Genomic DNA, 22,438 nt, shown 5'->3' with positions numbered 1-22,438 from the left:
GAGAAACTGCATGACTAAAATATCGATTATCGGCGCAGGCAGCGCCTTTACGCAGGACATCGCTACGGACATTTTACTGATTGAAGGCATTGAGGGCGGTACGATCGCTTTGGTGGATATCGACGCGGAGCGGCTGAAGATCGCCCGCAAGCTGGTCGAGAAAATCATTGAGCTGTCCGGCAAGCGATGGAACGTTATCGCTTCGACCGATCGCAGGGAGGTCATCGGGGGCTCGCAGTTCGTCATCAACCAAATCGAAGTGGGCGGGCTGCAAACGGTCCGCTATGAGTACGAGATTCCTCTGAAATACGGGGTCAATCAATGCATCGGCGATACGCTGGGGCCGGGCGGACTGTTTAAAACGCTGCGCACGCTTCCGAGCTGGATGGACATCATCCGCGATGTGGAGGATTTGTGCCCGGATTCGACCATTCTGAACTATACGAATCCGATGTCGGCGGTGACCCTGCTGACGTCGCGGGTGACCTCCATTCCGGTCGTCGGCCTGTGCCATTCCATCCAGAATACGTCCCGGCAGTTAGCCAAATACGCCGGCGTACCTTACGAAGACATGCAGTGGAGGGCCGGAGGAATCAACCATATGTCCTGGTTTGTGGAGTTGACCCACGAGGGAAAAGATCTGTATCCTGTGCTTCGGGACAAGATCCAGAATCCCGACCTGCTGAAAAAGGACCCTGTGCGCTTTGACGCCATGAAGTACCTGGGCGCTTTTGTCTCGGAGTCCAGCGGGCACTTTTCAGAGTACATTCCGTACTACCGCAAACGGCAGTCCTTAATCGACAAGCACTGCAGCACCGGGTATAATGGCGCGACAGGCTACTATGCGGATAACTGGCCGATCTGGCGCAAGGAAAACGACGAAAGAATCGTCAAGCAGCTGGAAGGCTCGCTCCCGATCGAGCTTGCGCCAAGCAATGAATACGCGGCTATCATTATTGAAGCGATGCTGAAAAATGAACCGAAGGTGATTTACGGAAACGTGCCGAACGAAGGGCTGATTCACAATCTTCCCGGGGACGGGATCGTCGAAGTAGCCTGCATGGTCGACCGTAATGGCGTCAATCCATGCCGTTTCGGCAGCCTGCCTGAGCATCTGGCCGCGCTGTGCCGGTCCAACATGGCGTTCTTTGACCTGGCCGTCGGCGCTGTGCTGAATAACGACAAGGAAATGGCCCGCCATGCTCTGATGGTCGACCCGCTGTCCGCCGCTGTCTGTTCGCTGGATGAGATCAGCGGCATGTTCGAGGAGCTGTATGAAGCGGAGCGCGACTTCATACCGGTGCTGAAATGATGAGAGGGGACAAGAATAAACCGATTGTCGTTGTGGCCGGCGAGCTGAACGTGGATATCATTATTTCAGGAACGGACGTGATCCCGGAATGGAACCGGGAGAAAATCGTCGACGGTTTTGACGTCGTTCTCGGCTCCTCATCGGCGATTACCGCGAGCGCGCTGTCCAGCCTCGGCCTGGACGTGCGGTTCGTCAGCGTGGTGGGGGCGGATGACTTCGGCCGCTTCTGCCTGGGCGAGCTGCAGCGGCTGGGGGTGAACACCGATCATGTAGCGGTGCTGCCGGAGATCACAACGGGGGTTACCCTCTCGTTTACGACGCCTTCCGACCGCGGTTTGATCACGTATCCCGGAAGTATTCCGCTGTTGACGCCCGGCTATATTCCCGATGCTTTGATTCAGGAGGCGGATCATTTGCATTTTGGCTCCTACTATTTGCAGGACGGCATGCGGCCGCATTGGAAAGAGCTGTTCGGGAAGGCGCAGGACTTAGGGGTGAGCACATCTTTTGATACCGGATGGGATGTCCGTGGCCGGTGGGATGCTGCCGGGATCCGCGCACTGCTGGCCGTTACAGATTTGTTTATCCCCAGCGAGGAGGAGGCGCTGCATATTTTTGAGCGGGACAGCGTAGAAACGGTATTCGGCCAATTGGCGGCCGTTCCCGGTCTGATCGCCGTCAAACAAGGCTCAAAGGGTGCATCGCTCCGGTCTCCTGATGGTTCTGTCGTGTCGGCGCCCCCTTATCCGGTTACCCCCGCAGACACGACAGGAGCGGGGGATTGCTTCAATGCCGGCTTGATTTGCGGTTTCCTCCAAGGCTTGACCGGCAGAGAGCTGCTTGAGTACGCCAATGCCTGCGGCGCGTTATCCACGCTGGGCGTGGGGGGGACCGGCCATTTGCCGACAGCAGCGGCGGTATCGGCCCTGCAGGGAAGGCGGCAGCTCCAGTAAGCGCCTCGGCGGTGGAAGCTCAGGCAAAGGTTCATGAGAGTCCGGGCAAAGGGGGTGATCGACACATTACATAGCAAGTCTAAATCGGATTTTTTCATTTCAGTTCAAACTTTAATCATGGGAGTTGATATTTCGTGAAATTCGGTAAAACACTGATTGCAGGTATCAGTCTGGCTGTATTGGGGCTTGGCATCGGGTATGCGGCGTCGCAGACCGTCGAGGCTTCGGGCGCCGAGTACTACGTTGCTGTTAACGGAAGCGATTCGAATGCGGGTACGAGCGCCGCACCGTGGGCAACGCTGCAGCATGCAGCGGACACGGCCGGGCCGGGGAGCACGGTCTATGTCCGGGGCGGGGTGTATAACCAAAAGCTGAAGGTCACCAAATCCGGTTCCGCGGATCAAGGGCCGATCACCTTTGCCAATTACAGCGGCGAGACGCCGGTTATTGACGGTACGGGACTTTCCGTAAGCGGAACGGAAGGCATCGTTGACCTTGCCGACGTCAACTATGTGACCATTCAAGGTTTCGAAATTCGCAATTATACGACGACTGCTAACAACGTCATGCCCGTTGGGATTTATGTTCACGGCGCAGGCGGCAACATTACCCTGTCCAAAAACAAGATCCATGATATCAAAAACACGTCGACTCCTGCCGGCACCGACCTGCTGGGCCGGGATGCGCACGGCATCGCCGTGTACGGAACCAAGGCGCCGGAATCCATTCATGACGTGACAATCGACGGCAATGAGCTGTACAATCTGGTGCTGGGGTCCAGCGAAACGCTCGTTCTTAACGGAAATGTGGATACTTTTGCCGTGACGAACAATATCATTCACGACAACGACAACATCGGTATCGACGTGATCGGATTCGAAGGGAAGTCGCCGAACTCCGCCTACGACCAGGCACGAAACGGAATCATCAGCGGCAATAAAGTGTACAATATCACCTCCAATAACAATCCTTCCTACGGCAAAAAGCTTCCGAACAACAGCAATTCGGCGGACGGCATTTATGTCGATGGAGGTAAGGACAGCATTATCGAGCGAAACTACAGCTATAACAACGATATCGGGGTGGAAATCGCCTCCGAGCATGCCGGCAAGGCGACCAGCAACATTACGATCCGCAGCAACTTCATTTACAACAACCGTTTGACGGGTATCGCCATGGGCGGATACGACACAGATCGCGGCTCGACGGTAGGCTGCCACATCGTCAACAATACGCTGTACAAAAATGACACCATTGGCGACGGCAGCGGTCAGCTCTACGTGCAGTATGACACCCAGAACAACGTCATCCGTAACAACATTTTTGTGGCCAGTTCTACCGATGTGCTCATTTATAATGAATACACGAAAAATTCCGGCAACGTCGTGGATTACAATCTGTACTTCGCTCCCGGCGGAAGTTCGGATGCCAGCTGGACCTGGAAAAACAAAGAATACACCGGCTTTGCCGCTTATAAAAATGGAACGGGCAATGATGCCCATTCCGTCTTCGCCGATCCACTCCTTGTGAACGCCGCTGCCGGCGATTTACATCTGAAGGCAGGGTCTCCTGCCATTGATAAGGGCTTGACGAATTCGGACATCGGGTCGCTCGATATCGACGGGCAGCCCCGCGTTCAAGGGGCAAGCGTCAATATTGGCGCGGACGAATAACGTTCCTTCATCGTCACCGCTTGCCTAATTAGCAGCCTCCTTTCGCGGGGGGCTGCTTTTATTTTATGAGGAAAAGTCTAGTTCTCAGCAAAGGTTTCGCATCTGGATCTTAAAATGATTTCCCGCTTGGCGGGACTGTTGTCGAAACGGACTTGTTCACCCGGTACTGCCTGAATGGTATAGTAGATGTAACTATCCTGCTGCTAGCTGAAGAGGCGGGAATCTATTACACTTTCAGGAACAGGAGTTGACTGTAATGAACATCGTCGTGCTGGACGGACATACGCTGAACCCGGGGGATTTAAGCTGGGACGAGCTGGGAAAGCTCGGTTCTGTGTCGGTCTATGACCGTACTCCTGCCGGGCTGATACAGGAGCGGATCGGGCTCGCCGAGATCGTGCTGACGAATAAAACCCCGCTGACGCGGGAGGTGCTGGAGGCGGCAGAGAACCTCCGCTACGTCGGCGTGCTTGCGACCGGCTACAATGTAGTTGACATTGAAGCCGCTGCTGCGCGCGGGATTACGGTGACGAATGTGCCGGCATACGGAACCGAGTCTGTCGCGCAGTTTGTGTTCGCGCTGCTGCTTGAGCTCTGCCACCAGATCGGGCGGCATGGAGACAGCGTACGCTCGGGAGATTGGGCGAAGGCGGTGGATTTCTCCTATGCGCTGACTCCGCAAATCGAGCTCTGGGGGAAGACGATGGGGATCGTCGGTTATGGCCGGATCGGCCGCCAGGTCGCGCGGCTGGCGGAGGCTTTCGGCATGCGCGTACTGGTATCCGGCAGACCGGGGAAGGCGGGCGGGAACGAAGACAGCGGCGTCCGGCGTGTCCCTCTCGAGCAGCTGCTGGCCGAGTCGGACGTGGTGAGCCTGCATTGTCCGCTGACGGCGGAAACCGACGGGCTCATCAACCGCGAACGCCTGGCGCTGATGAAGTCTTCGGCCTTCCTGATCAATACCGCCCGCGGCGGGCTGCTGCAGGAGCAGGATGTGGCCGATGCGCTGAACGAAGGCCGGCTTGCGGGCGCGGCACTTGACGTGCTTGCGGCAGAGCCTCCCGCCGCAGACCATCCGCTTGTGCATGCCCCGCGCTGCATCATCACCCCGCATATGGCATGGGCGGCGGTGGAAGCGCGGGAGCGGCTGATGAGAATCGCTGCGGGCAACGTCGCCGCGTTCCTGGAAGGCCGGCCGGTGAACACGGTTGGGCCGCATTCCCGCTGAGACTGACGTACTGCCGGAAAGCGTGAAGGCTCTTTTGATTGTGTGGGGAGAATCCGTGCATGGGAGGCATAAACATAATGCAAGGGAAGATTGTAAAAGGAGGGTTTAGCCGAATGAAAATCGTGATCGCTCCGGATTCGTTCAAAGGCAGCATCCGTGCCGCCGACGCGGCGGCCGCCATTGACAGGGGCATAAGACGCGCACTGCCTGGCGCGGAAACGGTGCTTGTTCCCATGGCGGACGGCGGAGAGGGGACGCTGGACAGCTTGACCCGCTTTGGCGGTACCAAGGTCAACGTGCAGGTGTCCGATCCGCTGGGAAGGCCGGTCGACGCCGAGTACGGCCTCATCCACGGAGGGTCCACCTGCGTGGTGGAGCTGGCCAGCGCGTCCGGGCTTGAGCTGATCGCCGCTGAGGAGCGGGACCCGCTGCATACGACGACGTACGGAACCGGCGAAGTGATCCGCCGCGCGCTCGATGCGGGCTGCCGCCAATTTATTATGGCGATCGGCGGCAGCGCCACGAACGACGGAGGCGCCGGCATCCTGCAGGCGCTGGGCGTGCGGCTGCTGGATGAGGACGGGCAGCCGGTCGGACGCGGGGGCTTGGAGCTGCAGCGCGTGGCGGCGATCGACATGGGCGGAATGGATGCACGGCTTGCCGAATCCACCTTCGTGATCGCTTCCGATGTGCAGAACCCGCTGCTCGGCCCTTACGGCGCGTCCCATGTGTATGGCCCGCAGAAGGGCGCAACGCCGGAGATGGTTGCGGTGCTGGAGCAGGGGATGCGCGTCTGGGCGGACCGCATCCTGGAGGCGACGGGCCTGCGCGTGCATGACCTGCCAGGAGCGGGCGCAGCCGGCGGCGTTGGAGCGGCGCTGCTCGCTTTTTTCAAAGCCGGGATGAGGAGCGGCATCGATCTCGTGATCGAGCATTCGGGATTCATGGCGCACTTGGAAGGCGCGGACCTCGTTATCACGGGCGAAGGCCGGATGGATGCGCAGACCGCATCCGGCAAGACGCCGATGGGCGTCGCCCGGGAAGCGCGGCGGCACGGGGTTCCGGTCATCGCCCTGGCCGGATCGGTGGGGCCGGGGATCGATCCGCTGTATGATGCGGGAATCCTCAGCGTGCACAGCATCGTGAACGGACCGATGGCACTGGAGGAAGCGATGGCCCAGGCCGGAGAGCTGCTGGAGATGTCGGCCGAGCAGGTGATCCGGACTTTTGCCGGAATTGTCCGCGGGTAGAATTATGCCGTCAACGAATCGTCTTTTTAAATGGCAATCATAAAGACTATCGACGTACATGCCAAGAAGCCAGACCGCGTTTAGCGGAAAATTTTTTTGCGAGATCAGGATGTTTAGCCCAGAAAGTTTATACTTTCGGATATAAAAAAAGCGGCAGTGTCCGGAAAGCCCGGCCAACTGCTGCTTTTTTCTGTGATGACCCCTTGATTCTGGTTTGTGTTATTTCTTCAGCGTCATATCCGTCAGCGGGCTGGACATCCGTTTCTTAATCTGCTCCAAAATGCGTTTGGAAACGGAAATGGTGCGGGGGTAAGCAAAATCATCGCGGAAGTGAAGGACGTTGCCTTCAAAGGAAGTAATTTTATTCACGTTGACATGGATGTTGGATGCGGCTCGGACAAAATTGGGCTGCGAGATCAAAGCGGAGATTTCCTGGCTGGTTAACCGTTTCTTGATAATATAGTTTCTGCCGTGGAAAATAACCTGTCCCTGACCGCCGACCTTAAAGAAAAACGCGTCCGTCACCGGATCAAATTGATGATATTCCTGCAGCACCTTGTCGGATGAAGTCATCTTACCAAAGCCCCCTTTTAGAAGATGATAAAGTGTTAGCGCTTTCATTCTACCACACTTTTTCGTCCTGCATAAGAGTAAATTTGTGAATTTTATGATTTTTTTTGTGAACTTGGACAAAAGCGCTCGCGGTATTGACCAAATTTTCCATTACGGCCACAATGGTCATAGACGGCTGTGATAAGCGCGGCCGCCCGCCAATGTCAAACCGAGAAAGGACGAATGCCTTTGAATTCAAGTCCTATAAAGATCACGGCGATTTCCGGAAGCCTCCGGAGACAATCGTCCAATACGAGCCTGATTCACGCCCTCTTTCCGCTGGCGCCGGAGACGATGGAGATTTCGATATTTGAAGGCATCGGAGACCTGCCCCATTTTAACCCGGATATGGATGGAGACGACCCGGCCCCTTCGGTGGCACGGCTTCGTGACACGATCCGTCAGGCAGACGGCGTGATCATCAGCACCCCCGAATATGCCCATGGCGTGCCCGGCGTGCTGAAGAATGCGCTCGACTGGCTGGTATCGTCCGGAGAATTCGTCTACAAGCCCGTCGCTGTCGTCAGCGGATCGCCGATGGAAACCGGTGGAGAGAAGGCGCATGAATCCCTTCAGATGACCCTTAGGATGATGACGGCTGACCTGGTGGAGGGCGGGTCTTTCACGGTACCTTTCCTCAATCAGAAGCTTCGGGGCGGAGAGATTAAGGATGAGGAGCTGAACGAGAGGCTGAAGGGTATGCTCGGGAAGCTGGAAGAGGCTGTACAAGAGGCAGCTGCAAATGGCATGAACGGGTTCAGGTAAGTTAGATAACGGGATTTCCTAATACAAAAGCCTGCGCGCTCCAACTCTGAGTTTTGGAGCGCGCAGGCTTCTTTGTGTTGCCGTGTCGGAACTTCGGACGGGGAAGCATGCTGTTTAGCAAGCAATGAGCTTTCGCCGCCGGAGGGAGAGCCGTGCTTCAGGCATTTTCGATAATGGTGTTCAGCGTCGTGCGGTCGAGGCCTTTGACCAGCTTGGTCAGCAGCTCCTTGGCTGCATCGTAATCGTCGGTATGGATAATCGACGAAGACGTATGAATGTAGCGGGCACAAATGCCGATGACGGTAGACGGCACACCGATTCCGCTCAAATGCACCTGCCCGGCGTCCGTGCCGCCAGGGGATACGAAATACTGATACTTAATGTTGTGGGTATCCGCCGTATCCTGCACATATTCCACGAGTCCGCGGTGGGTGATCATCGTCGGGTCGAATATGCGCAGCAGCGCTCCCTGTCCGATATGGCCAAAGGCACTCTTGTCGCCGGTCATATCGTTGGCTGCGCTCGCATCCAGCGCGAAGAAAATATCCGGCTGGATGAGGTTGGCCGACGTGCGCGCGCCGCGCAGTCCCAGCTCTTCCTGAACCGTTGCGCCGCAGTACAGCGTATTCGGCAGCTTCTCCTGGTGGAGCGCCTCCAGCAGCTCGATTGCAAGGCCGACCCCGTAGCGGTTGTCCCAGGCTTTGGCCATGATTTTCTTCGGATTGGCCAGCGGCGTAAATTCGCAGACCGGCAGCACCTGAAGCCCTGGACGGATGCCGAAGGATTCGGCTTCCTCGCGGTTATCCGCACCGATGTCGATGTACATGGCTTTGATGTCCACCGGTTTGCTGCGCTGCGATTCGTCCAGCAGGTGGGTCGGCGTCGATCCGACGACCCCGAATACCGGACCGTTTGGCGTGATGATCTGCAGCCGCTGGGAGAGCACGGCTTGGCTCCACCAGCCGCCGAGCGGCTGAAAGCGCACCATTCCGGCTTCGGTAATGCCGGTGACCAGGAAACCGACCTCGTCAAAATGGCCGGCCACCATGACTTTCGGGCCGTTCTCATCCCCGCGGAGGACGCCGAACAGACTGCCGAGGCGATCCTGTACGAACTCGTTCGTGAACGGGTTCACCGCCTCCTTGAAATATGCGCGCAGGTCTTTTTCAAATCCGGAAGCCGCGGGGAATTCCGTCAGCTTTCGGAACATATCTTTCGTTTTTTGATCCATCGAACTTTATCTCCTTTATCATGAATGTGGTTATGTATATAGATTGAACCAAAGTTAACGCCGAACTTCCTGTGATTACGGCCTTAAGAGGCCTATAATATTCATTTCTTTAGTTCATTCTATGCAGTTGGCTGCACTCCTTAGTATGAACCCACTTGATCCGAATGTCCACGCCCGGCGGGCAGAAGCACAAATGGCGAACCTGATGAATAGGATATTCTGGACGGATGCCCTGAAGTCAGCCGGAAGGAGCCTGGTTATGGAACCGATATACATGGATCGCCGCCAAGAAAACATCCTGATCCTCGTATTGTTGATTTTGCTGGTCATTGTGCTTCTCTTCTTATTATAATCCGCCTGCTATGGATAGCCCTCATTAAACAGCCGCCAGGTTTCAAATATTAGCGCCCGGCTGCCTGGCGCTGTTTGCTGCCCGCCTACGCATAACATACATAACTCTCCTGCAAATGACAAATAATGAAAAGGAATGATGAATAGGAGGTGCCTGTAATGCCTGCCAATACGAAGAACAGGGGAACCGGATTCAAGATCGATTCCTTGACGCCCGAGGAATATAAATCCATCAGTAAAAAGCATTCTCCTTCGCGCAGCACATTCAAAAACTGCGTAAGTGCTTTTGTGGTCGGCGGCTTGATCTGTCTGATCGGACAAGCGATTCAGCGGGTGTTCATGAGCTGGTTTGACATGACGGTCAAAGAAGCGGGCAATCCGACCGTTGCGGTGCTCATTATTATATCGGTCATCCTGACCAGCTTTGGCGTGTACGATAAAATCGCCCAATGGGCCGGAGCGGGAACGGCGGTACCGGTTACGGGCTTCGCCAACTCCATGTGCTCGGCGGCGCTTGAGCATAAAGCAGAAGGCTATGTCCTTGGCGTCGGGGCCAACATGTTCAAGCTCGCCGGCTCCGTGATCGTGTTCGGAACCGTCGCCGCCTTCGTCGTGGGACTCGTCTACGCCATCTTCGGCATCCAGGGAGTGCATCAGCCATGAAGCTGACCGGCCAGACCTGGGAGTTTGACACCAGGCCCGTTCTGATCGGAAGCGCCGCCGTCGTCGGTCCTGATGAGGGACAAGGTCCGCTGTCTCCCGATTTCGATTATGTGTACGACAATCTCGAAATCAATGAGAAAACATGGGAGAAAGCGGAGCGGAGGCTGCTGGAGCAGGCCGCCCAGCTTGCCGTCATCAAGTCGGGACTGGACAAGGAACAGATCCAGTTCTATGTAGGCGGGGATCTGATGAACCAGATCATCAGCAGCACGTTCTCCGCCCGCAAGCTTGGCGTGCCATACCTGGGCGTGTTCGGGGCCTGCTCGACATCCATGGAAAGTCTGGCGATTTCCGCCCTGATGGTCGACACAGGGGCCGCGGAACGGGTGATGGCCGGAACGGGCAGCCATAACTGCACGGCTGAAAAGCAGTTCCGGTATCCGACCGAATACGGCTCGCAGAAGCCGCCGACCGCCCAATACACGGTCACCGGGGCGGGCTGCGGCGTTATCGCCAAAGGCGGGCAGGGCCAAACCGGCCCGAGAATCGCCCGGGCGACCATCGGCAGGATCATGGACCTTGGGGTCAAAGATCCGTTCAATATGGGCGCCGCGATGGCGCCGGCCGCTGCCGATACGATCGCCGCGCATTTCCGGGATACGGGGCTGTCTCCCGATTATTATGACTTGATTGTGACCGGCGATCTGGCTTCGGTCGGTCTGCCGATTGCGAAGGAGCTGCTGGAGAAGGAAGGCTACCAGATGGACGAGACGAAATTCGGCGATTGCGGGCTTATGATTTATAACCGTGAGAAGCAGAAGGCCGTCCTGGCCGGAGGAAGCGGCTGCGGCTGCTCGGCGGCGGTGACCTACGGCCATTTGGTCAAACGGATGTTACAACGCGAATTACATAAAGTGCTGGTCGTGGCGACCGGCTCGCTGCACTCCCCCTTGTCGGTTCAGCAGGGAGAGAGCATTCCGTGCATCGCCCACGCCGTAGCGCTGGAAATGGAGGATTAACCAATGCAGTTTTTATGGGCGTTTATTATCGGCGGTCTGATTTGTGTCATCGGCCAGCTCATGATGGACTTGTTCAAGATGACGCCGGCGCATACGATGAGCACGCTGGTGGTGGCGGGAGCGGTGGCTGACGGTCTCGGCTGGTACGATCCCCTCGTCAAATTTGCCGGTGCCGGCGCTTCCGTTCCCATCACCAGCTTCGGCAGCTCGCTTGTTCACGGAGCGCTGTCGGAGCTACAGAGGGACGGCTGGATCGGGGTTGTGACAGGCATCTTTGAGGTCACCAGCGCGGGGATATCGGCGGCGATTATCTTTTCGTTTATCGCCGCGCTGTTCGTCCGTCCCCGCGGGTAATTCCACCAATCCGCCGTTTGCATTTCCTTGCTTGAACTGAAAATGGGTTGCCTGAATAAACACCCCGGAATTGTGTATTCCGGGGTGTTTTGCCGTTCATTTCGGCGGGTATGTGGGGGTATACGACGATTTTAGGAAATGTGCCCAATATACTTTCTGTTCTTCCTTCATGTACAATGTAAAATATATACTTATATGTATCCAGCTATTTTACGATGTTATCGATTTACCAGTGAACGCATCTGCGAGCATGTTCATTGATTACGAATTCTAGGAGGAACTGATATGCCCGTACGCAGCGAATTTCTTCACATTATTGCCGCAGTAAGATCCAATCTCGAATCTTGCATATTGGGAAAATCATTTGAAATACAGCTCCTTCTAACTGCTCTGCTGGCCGAAGGGCATGTTTTGATCGAAGATGTACCCGGAACGGGGAAGACGCAGCTCATCAAGGCGCTCGCCCGGTCCATGAGCGGCGATTACCGGCGTGTCCAGTGCAACCCGGACATTCTGCCGAGCGATATTACCGGCGTTTCCGTATTTCATCCGCGCGAGGAGCGGTTCTACTTCCGTCCGGGTCCGGTGATGACCAACATTCTGCTGGCTGACGAAATAAACCGGGCCACGACGAAGACCCAGTCGGCCCTGCTTGAGGTCATGGAAGAGCGCAACGTGACGGTGGACGGCGAAACGTATGAGCTTCCCCGTCCGTTCATGCTGTGCGCCACCCAGAACCCGATCGACTTTGAAGGCACTTACATGCTGCCCGAAGCGCAGCTTGACCGTTTTATGATGAAGATCAGCCTCGGCTACCCCGACGCGGCCACGGAAAAAAGCCTGCTGTACCAGCACAAGCAGGGCCAGCCGGTCGACCGGCTGACTCCGGTGACCAACATGGAACAGATCGCGGAGATGCAGCATGAAATCCGCAGCATTTATATCGACGAGGCGGTGACGGACTATCTGCTGAGCATCGTCCGCCGTACCCGGGAGCATGCCTCCGTGCTGCTCGGAGCCAGCCCGCGCGCTTCCCTGTCGTTTCTGAACGCGGTCAAGGCGTTTGCATTCCTGCAGCAGCGGGAGTACGTCCTTCCGGACGATATTAAGACGCTCGCTCCTTATGTTCTCGCCCACCGCATCATCCTTCGCCCGGAGTCCCGGCTGGACAACGTCAGTCCGGAATCCGTGCTGAAAAACATCCTTCAGCAGGTGCATGTGCCTGTAGCGATGGAGCGATAAATGATGACAAGGCTGTTAACCGGTATCCGATCCGGACTCAAAACCCCGAGGTATTGGGCAGTACTGCTCGTATGGGTCGCCAGCCTGTTCTATGTTCTGTTTCAGGGGGGCAAGACGTCCCTGATGCTGTTTGTCATGATCAGCGTCATCGTGCTGTATTTGATCGTGCTTGGCATCAGCGGCGTCCGGCTGACGCGGGGAACGCGCCAGCTGTCCACCGAAAGGGGACAAGGCACCGTGCTTCACGCCGGCGAGCAGATCAAGGTCAGGCTCCATTTTTCGATTCCGGGATTTCTGCCGATGCCCTACATCATCATTCGTGAAGTCATGAAGCGGCATAACGGAGATTCCTGGTCGTTTGAGGAAAGCGTCATTCCCAATTACAGAGGCAGCGGTACCCTGATGTTCCAGACGCCGCCGCTGGAGCGGGGAAGATACTATTTTACCGAAACGGAATGTGTCAGCGAGGATATTTTCGGTTTTATCGAGCATAAAGGCCGTTTTCATGTGCCCGGCCAGTTTCGCGTGATGCCCCGGACCGTGTTTATCCCCACCTGGAAGCTGTTCGACCGGAATTCCCCGCTTGCGGGGCCGCAAACCGCCTCGGCAGCTTCACGCAAAGAAACGACCCAGATTAACGGCGTCCGCGATTATGTGTACGGGGACCGGATTTCCCGGATTCACTGGAACGCTACGGCGAAGACCGGACAGTGGAAATCCAAGGAATTCGAGTACGATTCCGTTCCGAAAACGATGCTTCTGCTGGACGCCACGAAGGCTCACTACGGCTCCGACGCGCAGTTTGAGCTGGCTGTTTCCACAGCGGCTTCCCTGCTCGAGTATGGCGGGCGCGGGAGAATGAACATGGGCCTCGCTACCCTCGGCGACACATTCAAATTGTTTCCGCCAAGCAGCGTGCAGGGAGACCGCCAGCGGATGATGCATCATCTGGTGGACCTGTCTGCCGACGGTTACGGTAAGCTGCTCCCGAAGCTGGAGCAGAACGCACGGTTTCTTCCGGCGGGGGCCTTCCTCGTTTTCATTTCACCGGCCAGCGGCCAGCAGGTGCTCGACATTCTGCGCTGGGCTGAAACCCGGGGTATGAGCTCTTCGCACATTCGGATCAGCTCCGGGCGAGAAAAAGGCGTAGAAGGCTGGGGAGCGATGCTCGCTTCCCGCGGAACTTTTGCGTGCAGCATTCAAACGCTGAGTGAGCTGCCGGCCGCATTAGGGGGTGGAAGGGTTTGATCAACTGGCTGTATTCGCTGCGCACTTCGTTTTTCCGCACCTTATCCCTGGTGTGGTTGTGGATTATGGCGCTCCAGTGGATTTACTTTATGAACAACATTTGGTACAGCGAGACGACAGCCATCGTCATCATCAGCGTGACGGTCATCACGGCGATCGAAATTTTGCTGCCAATCAAAAGCATTTACCGGTACGCGCTGGAAGGCATCGCCGTGCTGTACATCATTCACCGGGAGATGATCGCGTACTGGATTTACTTTCCGGCAGGAAGTCTGCCGAACCGGATCCAGCAGTTTACGGGCAACGCGCTGCCGTACCTCGGTTTTGCCGTAGGCGCTTGGATTCTGCTGCTGCTCAGCGCCAAGCTGGTCAACAATCAGCGCAGAATCCTCGTGTTCACAGGCATGCTGATCGTGGCGTTCTCCATACTGGATTCCTTCACCGTGTACGATTTATGGAAGGAAGTCGCCTGGACGGTGTTTGCGGCGCTCGGCTGGCTGGTCAGCGAGCATTTCCGCCGCTTCCAGCAGAAATACCCGCATGGCTGGCGCTATCTTCGGCAGTACCCGCTAAAAATGCTGCTGAACGTGGCGGTCATTTTTTCGCTCGTGTTTGCCGTCGGTGTCAACATGCCGGAAGTGCCGCCGTCCTTGACCGATCCCTATACGGCTTGGGTCGTCCAAGGCGAGACGGCTGCCACGGCCGGCGTTGACGGGGATCCGGCCGAATCAGTGCTGCGGACTTCCTCGGGATACAGCCGAAACGACACCAAGCTCGGCGGCGGGTTCAACTTTGACTACACGCCGGTGATGGAAATCAGCTCGGACCAGCGAAGCTATTGGCGCGGGGAGACCCGCAGGCTGTATACCGGCAGCGGCTGGGGAGACGAGCGCAATTCCGGCAGGGAGACCGATGAGGTGACGGCGGATACGAAGCTTTCCGGAGATGGACCAACCGCCGGCGATTCGATGACGGTAAAACAGACGGTTACGATGCTGAGCGACAATCAGTACCCCGTTTTGTTCGGTGCGTATAACCTGTTCAAAGTAGAGCTTATCGATGACGGGAAAAATACAGGCAGCCTCCGCTGGAACAGTTCCCAGTCGGAGCTTCGCTGGACCGCCGAGTCAAAGCGGGACCGTTATCCGAAAACCTACACGGTGGTGTCCGAGGTTCCGGTCGTTTCGGAGGATGAAATCCGCCAGAAGTCGTTCGCCGACCTGTACAGCTCCCAAGGGACCGAGGATGCCTATCTGCAGGTGCCGAACAATTTTCCTAAGCGGGCCCGCGACCTTGCGGAAGAAGTGACGGCTTCCGGAGCAACGCCGTATGAAAAGATCGGTCTGCTTCAAAACTATTTAACAACGAATTACACATATACAAACGATCCCGACTTATCCAAAAAGGTCAGCGACGATTTCGTGGACAGCTTCCTGTTTGAGATCAAGGAAGGATACTGCGATTATTTCTCGACTTCGATGGTGATGATGGCCCGTTCCCTCGGCATCCCGGCGCGGTGGGTCAAAGGGTACGCTCCCGGCCAGGTGCAGGGAAGCAGCGCCGACGTGCAGGTTCAAGGCGTACAGGGCACCTCGGACTCCGGCGTGTATACGGTGACCAATGCCGATGCGCATTCGTGGGCCGAGGTCTATTTCGGGCCGTACGGCTGGATTCCGGTGGAAGCGACCCCCGGCTTCAGCATGCCGCTGCTCACGCATGACACCCAGGCGCAAGATCCGGCAGAGCCGGAGAAACAGCCGGAAGTGGAGGAGGACCAGCCTGAGCAGGCGCCGCAACAGACAGCGCAAGGCCAGGATCGCGGACCCGTGGTGCAAATCGTATACGGCGCTTCCCTCCTCATCCTCGCAGCATTTGCAGTGTATGTGTTGTGGCGGAATCGGCTCCAGCTCCGCTTTGGATGGCTCCAGCTTCGTACGGGACAGAAGCTGTCTCCCGACCAGAAGGTCATTGTCATGACCGAACGGTGGATCAAGGAGCTGCGCCGAAGAGGACTCAAACGCGGCGCGGACGAAACGCTCCGGGAGTCGGTCAGCCGCTGGGAAGGACGGTCCCCGGCGCTCGGATCCTTCCTGGAGCCACTGCTGCAGCTGTTCGAGAAGGCGCGCTACAGCCCTTCATCGGTGTCGGAATCGGAATGGAGAAGCGTCCATGCCCATGCGAAGGAATTGAAAGCTGCGATGAAAAAGATACCGAAGAATGCAGCGTGATGGACTTTTTAGAAGGCGCCCTCCGGGCGTTTTCTTTTTTGTTTCGCCCGAACATAAGTTTTTTACTAACTACGCAGATTATGGTATAGTTTGTCCTATGAAACTGAGGTGACATCAATTTGTTTGAAATGCTTATCCCGAAAATGAAGGTAAAAACGGTGTTTGATCTGGATTTGGAGCGGCTGTACTCGCAGGGATTCCGTGGAATCATCACGGATCTGGACAATACGCTGGTCGGTGCCAAGGCTCCCTTGGCCACCCCCGAGCTGATCGCCTGGTTCGAAAAGGTGAAAAAGGCGGGGTTTCAGCTTGTCATCGTGTCCAATAACCAAATGGCGAGGGTATCGACTTTTGCCACCCCGCTGGATATCCGGTTTGTCCATGAAGCCCGCAAGCCGTCGAACGCGCCTTTCCGGAAAGCCATGCAGATGATGGGCCTGAAGAGCGAGGAGACGATCGTGGTCGGCGACCAGATGCTGACCGATGTGTATGGCGGTAACCGGCTCGGCCTGTTTACCGTGCTGGTGCTCCCGATATCCATTCAGGATGAAGGCTGGGGTACGCGCATGAACCGGCGTCTGGAGAAAATTGCGCTCGCACGATTGCGGAAAAAGGGATTATGGCTGGAGGAGGAACACCAACAATGAAAGACCCGATAGACGGCAGTCAAGCCGTAAAATGCAGCGGCTGCGGGATTGCCATCCAAACGGAACAGCCCGAGCTTCCGGGGTATACCCCGGAGAAAGCGATGGACCGGGATCCGGTCATCTGCCAGCGCTGCTTCCGGATTAAAAACTACAACGAGGCTTCTTCCGTTGCCGTCGACCAGGATGAATTCCTGCGTCTGCTCAGCCAAATCGGCGGGAAGAACGCGCTCGTTATTCATATTGTTGACCTGTTCGATTTTGAAGGAAGCCTCATTTCAGGCTTGCAGCGGTTTGTCGGCAACAATCCGGTCATTCTCGCCGTGAACAAAATCGACCTTCTGCCCAAAGTGACGAACTGGAACAAGGTGCGTAACTGGGTGCAGAAACAATGCAAGGAGCACGGCCTCAAGACGGAGGAAATCATCCTCTGCAGCGCTAAGAAAAACCAGGGCTTCGACCGCCTGCTGGACACGGTTGCCTCGTATCGCGGGGACCGCGACGTCTATGTGGTGGGGGCGACCAATGTCGGCAAATCGACGCTGATCAACCGGCTGATCCGGGATTACAGCGATTTGGAGCAGGAGCTGACCGTATCGCGTTATCCGGGAACGACCCTGGATATGGTCAACATTCCGCTCGACGACGGCCGCTTTATTATCGACACGCCGGGGATCGTATACCCTTGGCGCTACAGTGAGCTTGTCACTCGTGAGGACCTGGGCGCCGTCATGCCGGACAACCCGTTGAAGCCGGCCGTGTACCAGCTGAACGAAGGACAGACGCTGTTTTTCGGAGCCATGGCACGGTTTGACTTTATTCAGGGCGAGCGCCAGTCGTTTACCTGCTTTGTCGGCAGCCGCGTAGGCATACACCGCACCAAGCTGGAGCGTGCCGATGAGCTGTACGCGGAGCATGCCGGAGAATTGCTGTCCCCGCCGAACCGGGAGAACATCGGGAAGCTGCCGGAATGGACAAGGCATGAATTCCGCATCAAGCGCGGTATGCGCATGGATCTGTTCGTCTCCGGATTGGGCTGGGTTAAAGTGAACAGCGATCAGGGAGCCCTGTGCGCTATTCATGCGCCGCGGGGAGTCAAGGTGCTGGCAAGACCTTCTTTAATCTGACGCTGCCTTTGAACGTTGCAAGAGCTGACAGGTGAGAGCAGGGAAAGGGGAAACCATGAATTTGGCTAAACCGGAGTTACTGAAACATACAGGGGAGCTGCTGCTGGGCGTCATCGGGGATCCGATCGCCCATTCCAAATCGCCCGTGATGCATAAGGCGGCGCTGGCCGCACTCGGCATCCCGGGCGCCTATGTTCCGATGCGCGTATCGCGGGAGCAGGTCGGAACGGCGCTGGAAGGCATCAAGGCGCTTGGCTTTCGGGGAATCAACGTCACGATTCCGCACAAGCTGGAGGTTATTCCGTTCCTGAACGAGCTGGACGAAACGGCCTTGAAGATCGGAGCCGTCAACACGATCGTGAATGACGGAGGCTACCTCACGGGGTATAATACAGACGGTATAGGTTATGTCCGTTCCCTGAAGGAAGAAGCGATTGCCGAGCTGAAAGGCAAAAGCATTCTGGTGCTCGGAGCCGGAGGTGCCGCTCGCGGTATCGTATACGCCCTGACGCTGGAGCATCCGGACCGGATTTATGTCGCCAACCGGACGGCCGATAAAGCCGAGGCGCTGGCGGCTGAATGGAAAGCGCTGGCGGACATTCGCGGGATGGCCATGGACGGCATTCCGGCCATTCTAGGCGAAGTAGATGTAATCATTAATACGACATCGGTCGGCATGCATCCGCATACGGACGGAACACCGCTAGATTCCGAGCGGATTCCTCCGGGAATCGTGGTCAGCGACCTGATCTATAATCCGCTGAAGACCCGGCTGCTCGCTGACAGCGAGAAGAAGGGATGCGTCATTCACAGCGGTCTCGGGATGTTTGTGAATCAGGGAGCCTTTGCCTTGGAGTATTGGACCGGACTGCCCGCCCCGGTAGAGGCGATGCACAGCGCGGTTCTGGCCAGTATGAAGGAATCATGATTATTGAATTGTACATTGAAGATTAAGGAGTTTTGACATTTTATGTTAACAGGTAAGCAAAAACGCTATCTCCGGTCCCAGGCGCATCATTTGGACCCGATTTTTCAAGTCGGCAAGGGCGGAACGAACGACCAGTTAATCCGTCATATCGTCGAGGCCATTGAGAAGAGGGAGCTGATGAAGGTCAGCATTCTCAACAACTGCTTGGAAGACAAGCACGAAATCGCCGAGGAATTGGCCGAAAAATCGGGCTCTGAACTGGTGCAGGTGATCGGCAGCACGATTATTTTATATAAAGAATCCAAAGATCATAAGCAGATTGAATTGCCATAAGCGGGAGGGATCAGCATGAAGGTAGGTATCATGGGAGGTACCTTTGATCCGATCCACATCGGACATCTGCTCGCTGCCGAGGCGGCCCGGGACACGTTCGGACTGGACGAGGTTTGGTTTATGCCCAGTCATATTCCGCCCCATAAGGAACAGGCGGGAGCTACCGGCGAACAGCGTCTCGGCATGGTCGCTGAAGCGATTGCGGACCATCCCTGCTTTCGGACCCTCGATATCGAAATCAGAAGAGGCGGGGTTTCTTATACGATCGACACGGTCAAGGAAATCCGCAGCTCGTTTGACAACATCGAATTTCATTTCATCATCGGGGCCGATATGGTCAATTATTTGCCGAAGTGGGAGGGCATCGAGGAACTGGTGGAGCTGATGAGCTTTATCGGTGTCGGGCGTCCGGGCTCTACGCTGAACTTGGACGCGCTCCCCGCTTATTTGAAGGGAAAAATTCTACTGGCCGACATGCCCCAGGTGGACATCTCGTCGACCGAAATCCGGGAAAGACTGGCCACCGGACACTCCATTCGTTATATGGTGACAGACAGTGTCTACGACTATATCAGAAGGAGGGGAATGTATGGCATTCAGCCGCGAAGAACTGATTAAAGCCGTGTCCGGACAAATGCCGGCCATGCGCTGGAAGCACACAGAAGGCGTGATGCAATCCGCAGTCATGCTTGCGGAGCGTTACGGAGCGGACCCTGTTAAGGCCGAAACGGCGGCGATTCTGCACGACGTGGCCAAATACTGGCCCGTGAAGCAAATGGAAGCGATCATTAAGGAAAACGATCTGTCCAAGGATCTGCTGTTTTACGATAAACCGCTCTGGCATGCCGAAGTAGGTGCGTTTGTAGCGGAACGGGATTACGGGATTACCGATCCTGAAATTTTGGATGCGATCCGGTATCATACCTCCGGCCGCATCGGCATGACCCTGCTGGACAAGGTCGTGTGCCTGGCGGATTACATCGAACCGGGAAGGGATTTTCCGGGCGTGAATAATATCCGGGAACTGGCCAACCATAGCCTTGAAGAGGGATTGATCGCCGGACTGGACTCCACGATCAGCCTGCTCATCTCCCGCCGTCAGATCATTTACCCGCTGACCGTATTTGCCCGCAATGATCTTATTAAACAGTTGGAGGCGAATGTATGACCTTGAAACCTGAAGAATTGTTAAACCTGGCCGTGGCTGCCGCTGAAGATAAAAAGGCCATGAACGTCGTGGCGCTCGACCTGCGGGGGATTTCCCTCATTTCCGATTATTTCGTCATCTGTCACGGGAATTCGGATACCCAGGTCCAATCCATCGCGACCGAAATCCGCAAGCGCGTGCATGAAGCAGGCCTCGAAATCCGCGGTGTGGAAGGAATGGATTCCGCACGCTGGGTGCTGATGGACCTGGGCGACGTGATCGTGCACATTTTCCACCGGGATGAACGGGATTATTACAACATCGAACGCTTGTGGTCGGATGCCAAGGTCGTGGAAACGGTATGAGTCCGATTGCAGGAACGATTCAAACCTATGAGGTGATGCGCGAAGTATCGCCTTACGGCTATTTTCTCGATGCTGGCGGACAAGATGTTCTGCTCCATTACACGGAGCTGACCCGGAAGATCGAGCCGGGAGATCGCGTGGAAGTGTTTATTTTTTACGATACGGAAGACAGGCTGGCGGCAACGATGAAAAAGCCGTATTTGACCTTGGGCGAGATGGCGAAGCTGGTTGTGGCGGACGTGCATCCAAGACTGGGATGCTTTCTCGAGATGGGGCTAGGCCGTCAGCTGCTGCTGCCGATCCGCGAGCTGCCCGAACTGAGAGAGCTTCATCCACGGGTCGGGGACTCGGTGTTCGTCATTATGGAGCATGACAAGCAGGGACGGCTGCGGGCGAAGCTGGCCGGCGAACAGGAGCTGTCGCAGCATACGTTCCAGGCGCCGCAGTCCTGGGTAAACCAGTGGTTCACCGCCACGGTGTACCGCCCGCTGCAGATGGGAACGTTTGTAATCGTGGACGGGGGAGTGCTCGGCTTCGGCGCCATCGGCATGATCCACTCCTCGGAGCGAACCCGCATGCTGCGTCTGGGCGAAGAGCTGCAGGTGCGGGTCAGCCACATTCGTGAGGACGGACGCGTCAACCTATCCATGGCGCAGCGCAAGGAAGTTGGCCGGGATTTGGATGCCGACCGCCTGCTGGAGTTCCTGAAGGAACGTCCGAACGGAGGCATGCCGTATTCGGATGCAACGCCTCCGGACATTATCAAGCAGCGCTTCGGCATCAGCAAGTCGGCATTCAAGCGCGCACTCGGCAAATTGATGAAGGAAGGTCTTATCACGCAGAAGGAGAACTGGACTTATCTGGTTCAGCCGGAAAGTTCCAAACCGGAAACGGGCGGGAACGCCGATCCGTCCTAACAGGGCTGGGAGGATTTTCGGAACGTTAACAGAAAGTGCGGTGTCATCATGTCCTCTTACAGAAAATTTGCATATGTTTACGATGAACTGATGGAAGATATGCCGTATCCCGATTGGCTCAGGTTTGCACGACAGGCCTGGGAAAAATACGGCATGCCGAAAAGTGTGGTAGAACTGGGATGCGGCACGGGCAGCATCACGATTCCGCTTGTGAACTCGGGGTTCGAAGTGACAGGGATCGACCTGTCGGCGGACATGCTGTCCGTAGCAAGGCGGAAGATGGAGAAGACGCCGCAGGGCAGCCGGCTGTTCCGGGAGGGCTCCATCCGCTGGGTGCAGCAGGATATGCGTGCCTGGGAGCTGCCCGAGCCCGTCGATGCGGTCATTTCATTTTGCGACTGCATCAGTTACCTGCTGGAAGAGGCCGATATCGTCGCTACCTTTAGACAGACCTACAATGGGCTGAAGGAAAAGGGGATCTTCGTGTTTGACGTGCATCATCCGAATACGATCATCCGCTATGACGAGGAGCAGCCGTTTGTATGGGACGACAAGTCGGTTTCGTACATCTGGACCTGCGACCTGGACGCGCCGCGGTGCGAAATCGAGCATCATTTGAGCATCTTTGCGAAGGAAGAAGACAGCGATTTGTACCGCCGCTTTGAAGAAGTGCACGTGCAGCGGGGCTATGATCCGAAATGGATGAAGAGCGAACTGCTCAAGGCCGGATTCCGGGACGTGCAGACGTATGCCGACTTTGAGTGGGTGGAAGCGGACGACGAGGCGCAGCGGCTGTTTTTCGTCGCGGTCAAATAGGCTGAGAATATCATGTCCTTGCAAAGCATCTG

General features: G+C 56.4%; 23 protein-coding genes. 21 read left to right on the top strand and 2 right to left on the bottom strand.

What is annotated here, in order from left to right:
- The first annotated feature begins 10 nt into the window (after nucleotides 1-10).
- The 5 genes from melA (at nucleotide 11) to KI379_RS20085 (ending at nucleotide 6,416) form a co-directional block, all read left to right on the top strand.
- Nucleotides 11-1,312: an alpha-galactosidase gene (gene melA, locus KI379_RS20105; RefSeq protein ID WP_212984496.1), complete on the top strand. Its 1,302-nt coding sequence runs from the start codon at nucleotides 11-13 to the stop codon at nucleotides 1,310-1,312.
- Nucleotides 1,309-2,265 carry a carbohydrate kinase family protein gene (locus tag KI379_RS20100; protein ID WP_076169719.1) on the top strand — a complete coding sequence of 319 codons (957 nt, stop codon included), beginning with the start codon at nucleotides 1,309-1,311 and terminating at the stop codon, nucleotides 2,263-2,265. Before melA ends, KI379_RS20100 begins: the two co-directional genes overlap by 4 nt.
- A gap of 134 nt (nucleotides 2,266-2,399) precedes the next feature.
- Entirely contained in the window at nucleotides 2,400-3,938 is a 1,539-nt protein-coding gene (locus tag KI379_RS20095; RefSeq protein WP_076169720.1) for a right-handed parallel beta-helix repeat-containing protein, read from the top strand.
- A gap of 256 nt (nucleotides 3,939-4,194) precedes the next feature.
- Nucleotides 4,195-5,166, top strand: a complete 972-nt coding sequence (locus tag KI379_RS20090; protein ID WP_212984495.1) for a D-2-hydroxyacid dehydrogenase — start codon at nucleotides 4,195-4,197, stop codon at nucleotides 5,164-5,166.
- Nucleotides 5,167-5,279: 113 nt separating this feature from the next.
- Complete coding sequence (locus KI379_RS20085; protein ID WP_212984494.1) at nucleotides 5,280-6,416, top strand: glycerate kinase; 1,137 nt, start codon at nucleotides 5,280-5,282, stop codon at nucleotides 6,414-6,416.
- A gap of 219 nt (nucleotides 6,417-6,635) precedes the next feature.
- Here KI379_RS20085 and KI379_RS20080 read toward each other — a convergent pair whose 3' ends face one another.
- Complete coding sequence (locus KI379_RS20080; protein ID WP_076169723.1) at nucleotides 6,636-6,989, bottom strand: LytTR family transcriptional regulator DNA-binding domain-containing protein; 354 nt, start codon at nucleotides 6,987-6,989, stop codon at nucleotides 6,636-6,638.
- Between the two features lie 222 nt (nucleotides 6,990-7,211).
- Here KI379_RS20080 and KI379_RS20075 point away from each other — a divergent pair, with 222 nt between their 5' ends.
- Nucleotides 7,212-7,793 carry an NADPH-dependent FMN reductase gene (locus tag KI379_RS20075; RefSeq protein ID WP_212984493.1) on the top strand — a complete coding sequence of 194 codons (582 nt, stop codon included), beginning with the start codon at nucleotides 7,212-7,214 and terminating at the stop codon, nucleotides 7,791-7,793.
- A 157-nt stretch (nucleotides 7,794-7,950) separates the two neighbouring features.
- Here KI379_RS20075 and KI379_RS20070 read toward each other — a convergent pair whose 3' ends face one another.
- A complete protein-coding gene (locus KI379_RS20070) occupies nucleotides 7,951-9,024 on the bottom strand; it encodes a M42 family metallopeptidase (protein WP_089548262.1) in 1,074 nt (357 codons plus the stop codon).
- A gap of 510 nt (nucleotides 9,025-9,534) precedes the next feature.
- On the opposite strand from KI379_RS20070, the gene spoVAC reads away from it, so the two are divergent.
- The 15 genes from spoVAC to KI379_RS19995 all read left to right on the top strand — a co-directional run bounded on the left by spoVAC (nucleotide 9,535) and on the right by KI379_RS19995 (nucleotide 22,406).
- Nucleotides 9,535-10,038: a stage V sporulation protein AC gene (spoVAC, locus tag KI379_RS20065; protein WP_212984492.1), complete on the top strand. Its 504-nt coding sequence runs from the start codon at nucleotides 9,535-9,537 to the stop codon at nucleotides 10,036-10,038.
- Nucleotides 10,035-11,057 carry a stage V sporulation protein AD gene (gene spoVAD, locus KI379_RS20060; protein WP_089548260.1) on the top strand — a complete coding sequence of 341 codons (1,023 nt, stop codon included), beginning with the start codon at nucleotides 10,035-10,037 and terminating at the stop codon, nucleotides 11,055-11,057. Before spoVAC ends, spoVAD begins: the two co-directional genes overlap by 4 nt.
- Nucleotides 11,058-11,060: 3 nt before the next feature.
- Nucleotides 11,061-11,411 (top strand): stage V sporulation protein AE, encoded by a 351-nt coding sequence (spoVAE, locus tag KI379_RS20055; RefSeq protein WP_076169729.1) that lies wholly within the window; start codon nucleotides 11,061-11,063, stop codon nucleotides 11,409-11,411.
- Nucleotides 11,412-11,696: 285 nt separating this feature from the next.
- Nucleotides 11,697-12,653: an AAA family ATPase gene (locus KI379_RS20050; RefSeq protein ID WP_076169730.1), complete on the top strand. Its 957-nt coding sequence runs from the start codon at nucleotides 11,697-11,699 to the stop codon at nucleotides 12,651-12,653.
- A gap of 3 nt (nucleotides 12,654-12,656) precedes the next feature.
- Entirely contained in the window at nucleotides 12,657-13,901 is a 1,245-nt protein-coding gene (locus KI379_RS20045) for a DUF58 domain-containing protein (protein ID WP_212984802.1), read from the top strand.
- Nucleotides 13,898-16,129 (top strand): transglutaminase TgpA family protein, encoded by a 2,232-nt coding sequence (locus tag KI379_RS20040; protein WP_212984491.1) that lies wholly within the window; start codon nucleotides 13,898-13,900, stop codon nucleotides 16,127-16,129. The genes KI379_RS20045 and KI379_RS20040 overlap by 4 nt, the downstream gene beginning before the upstream one ends.
- A 119-nt stretch (nucleotides 16,130-16,248) precedes the next feature.
- Nucleotides 16,249-16,776 (top strand): YqeG family HAD IIIA-type phosphatase, encoded by a 528-nt coding sequence (locus tag KI379_RS20035; RefSeq protein WP_076169732.1) that lies wholly within the window; start codon nucleotides 16,249-16,251, stop codon nucleotides 16,774-16,776.
- Nucleotides 16,773-17,900 (top strand): ribosome biogenesis GTPase YqeH, encoded by a 1,128-nt coding sequence (gene yqeH, locus KI379_RS20030; RefSeq protein ID WP_212984490.1) that lies wholly within the window; start codon nucleotides 16,773-16,775, stop codon nucleotides 17,898-17,900. The genes KI379_RS20035 and yqeH overlap by 4 nt, the downstream gene beginning before the upstream one ends.
- Before the next feature lie 55 nt (nucleotides 17,901-17,955).
- On the top strand, nucleotides 17,956-18,828 hold the full coding sequence (locus tag KI379_RS20025) for a shikimate dehydrogenase (RefSeq protein WP_212984489.1): 873 nt from the start codon (nucleotides 17,956-17,958) through the stop codon (nucleotides 18,826-18,828).
- 42 nt (nucleotides 18,829-18,870) lie between these two features.
- Nucleotides 18,871-19,161, top strand: a complete 291-nt coding sequence (gene yhbY, locus KI379_RS20020) for a ribosome assembly RNA-binding protein YhbY (protein ID WP_076169735.1) — start codon at nucleotides 18,871-18,873, stop codon at nucleotides 19,159-19,161.
- A 15-nt stretch (nucleotides 19,162-19,176) separates the two neighbouring features.
- Nucleotides 19,177-19,779 (top strand): nicotinate-nucleotide adenylyltransferase, encoded by a 603-nt coding sequence (gene nadD / locus KI379_RS20015; RefSeq protein WP_089548256.1) that lies wholly within the window; start codon nucleotides 19,177-19,179, stop codon nucleotides 19,777-19,779.
- The gene (gene yqeK / locus KI379_RS20010) at nucleotides 19,751-20,329 is read left to right on the top strand and encodes a bis(5'-nucleosyl)-tetraphosphatase (symmetrical) YqeK (RefSeq protein WP_076169737.1); all 579 of its coding nucleotides are present in this window, start codon (nucleotides 19,751-19,753) and stop codon (nucleotides 20,327-20,329) included. The genes nadD and yqeK overlap by 29 nt, the downstream gene beginning before the upstream one ends.
- Nucleotides 20,326-20,673, top strand: a complete 348-nt coding sequence (rsfS, locus tag KI379_RS20005) for a ribosome silencing factor (protein ID WP_076169738.1) — start codon at nucleotides 20,326-20,328, stop codon at nucleotides 20,671-20,673. Before yqeK ends, rsfS begins: the two co-directional genes overlap by 4 nt.
- On the top strand, nucleotides 20,670-21,590 hold the full coding sequence (locus tag KI379_RS20000; RefSeq protein ID WP_076169739.1) for a CvfB family protein: 921 nt from the start codon (nucleotides 20,670-20,672) through the stop codon (nucleotides 21,588-21,590). The genes rsfS and KI379_RS20000 overlap by 4 nt, the downstream gene beginning before the upstream one ends.
- A 48-nt stretch (nucleotides 21,591-21,638) precedes the next feature.
- A complete protein-coding gene (locus KI379_RS19995) occupies nucleotides 21,639-22,406 on the top strand; it encodes a class I SAM-dependent DNA methyltransferase (protein ID WP_089548254.1) in 768 nt (255 codons plus the stop codon).
- Nucleotides 22,407-22,438 lie beyond the last annotated feature (32 nt).

Source organism: Paenibacillus cineris (assembly GCF_018333335.1).
Classification (GTDB): domain Bacteria; phylum Bacillota; class Bacilli; order Paenibacillales; family Paenibacillaceae; genus Paenibacillus_AQ; species Paenibacillus_AQ favisporus.
This window is presented reverse-complemented; position numbering and strand designations above follow the sequence as displayed.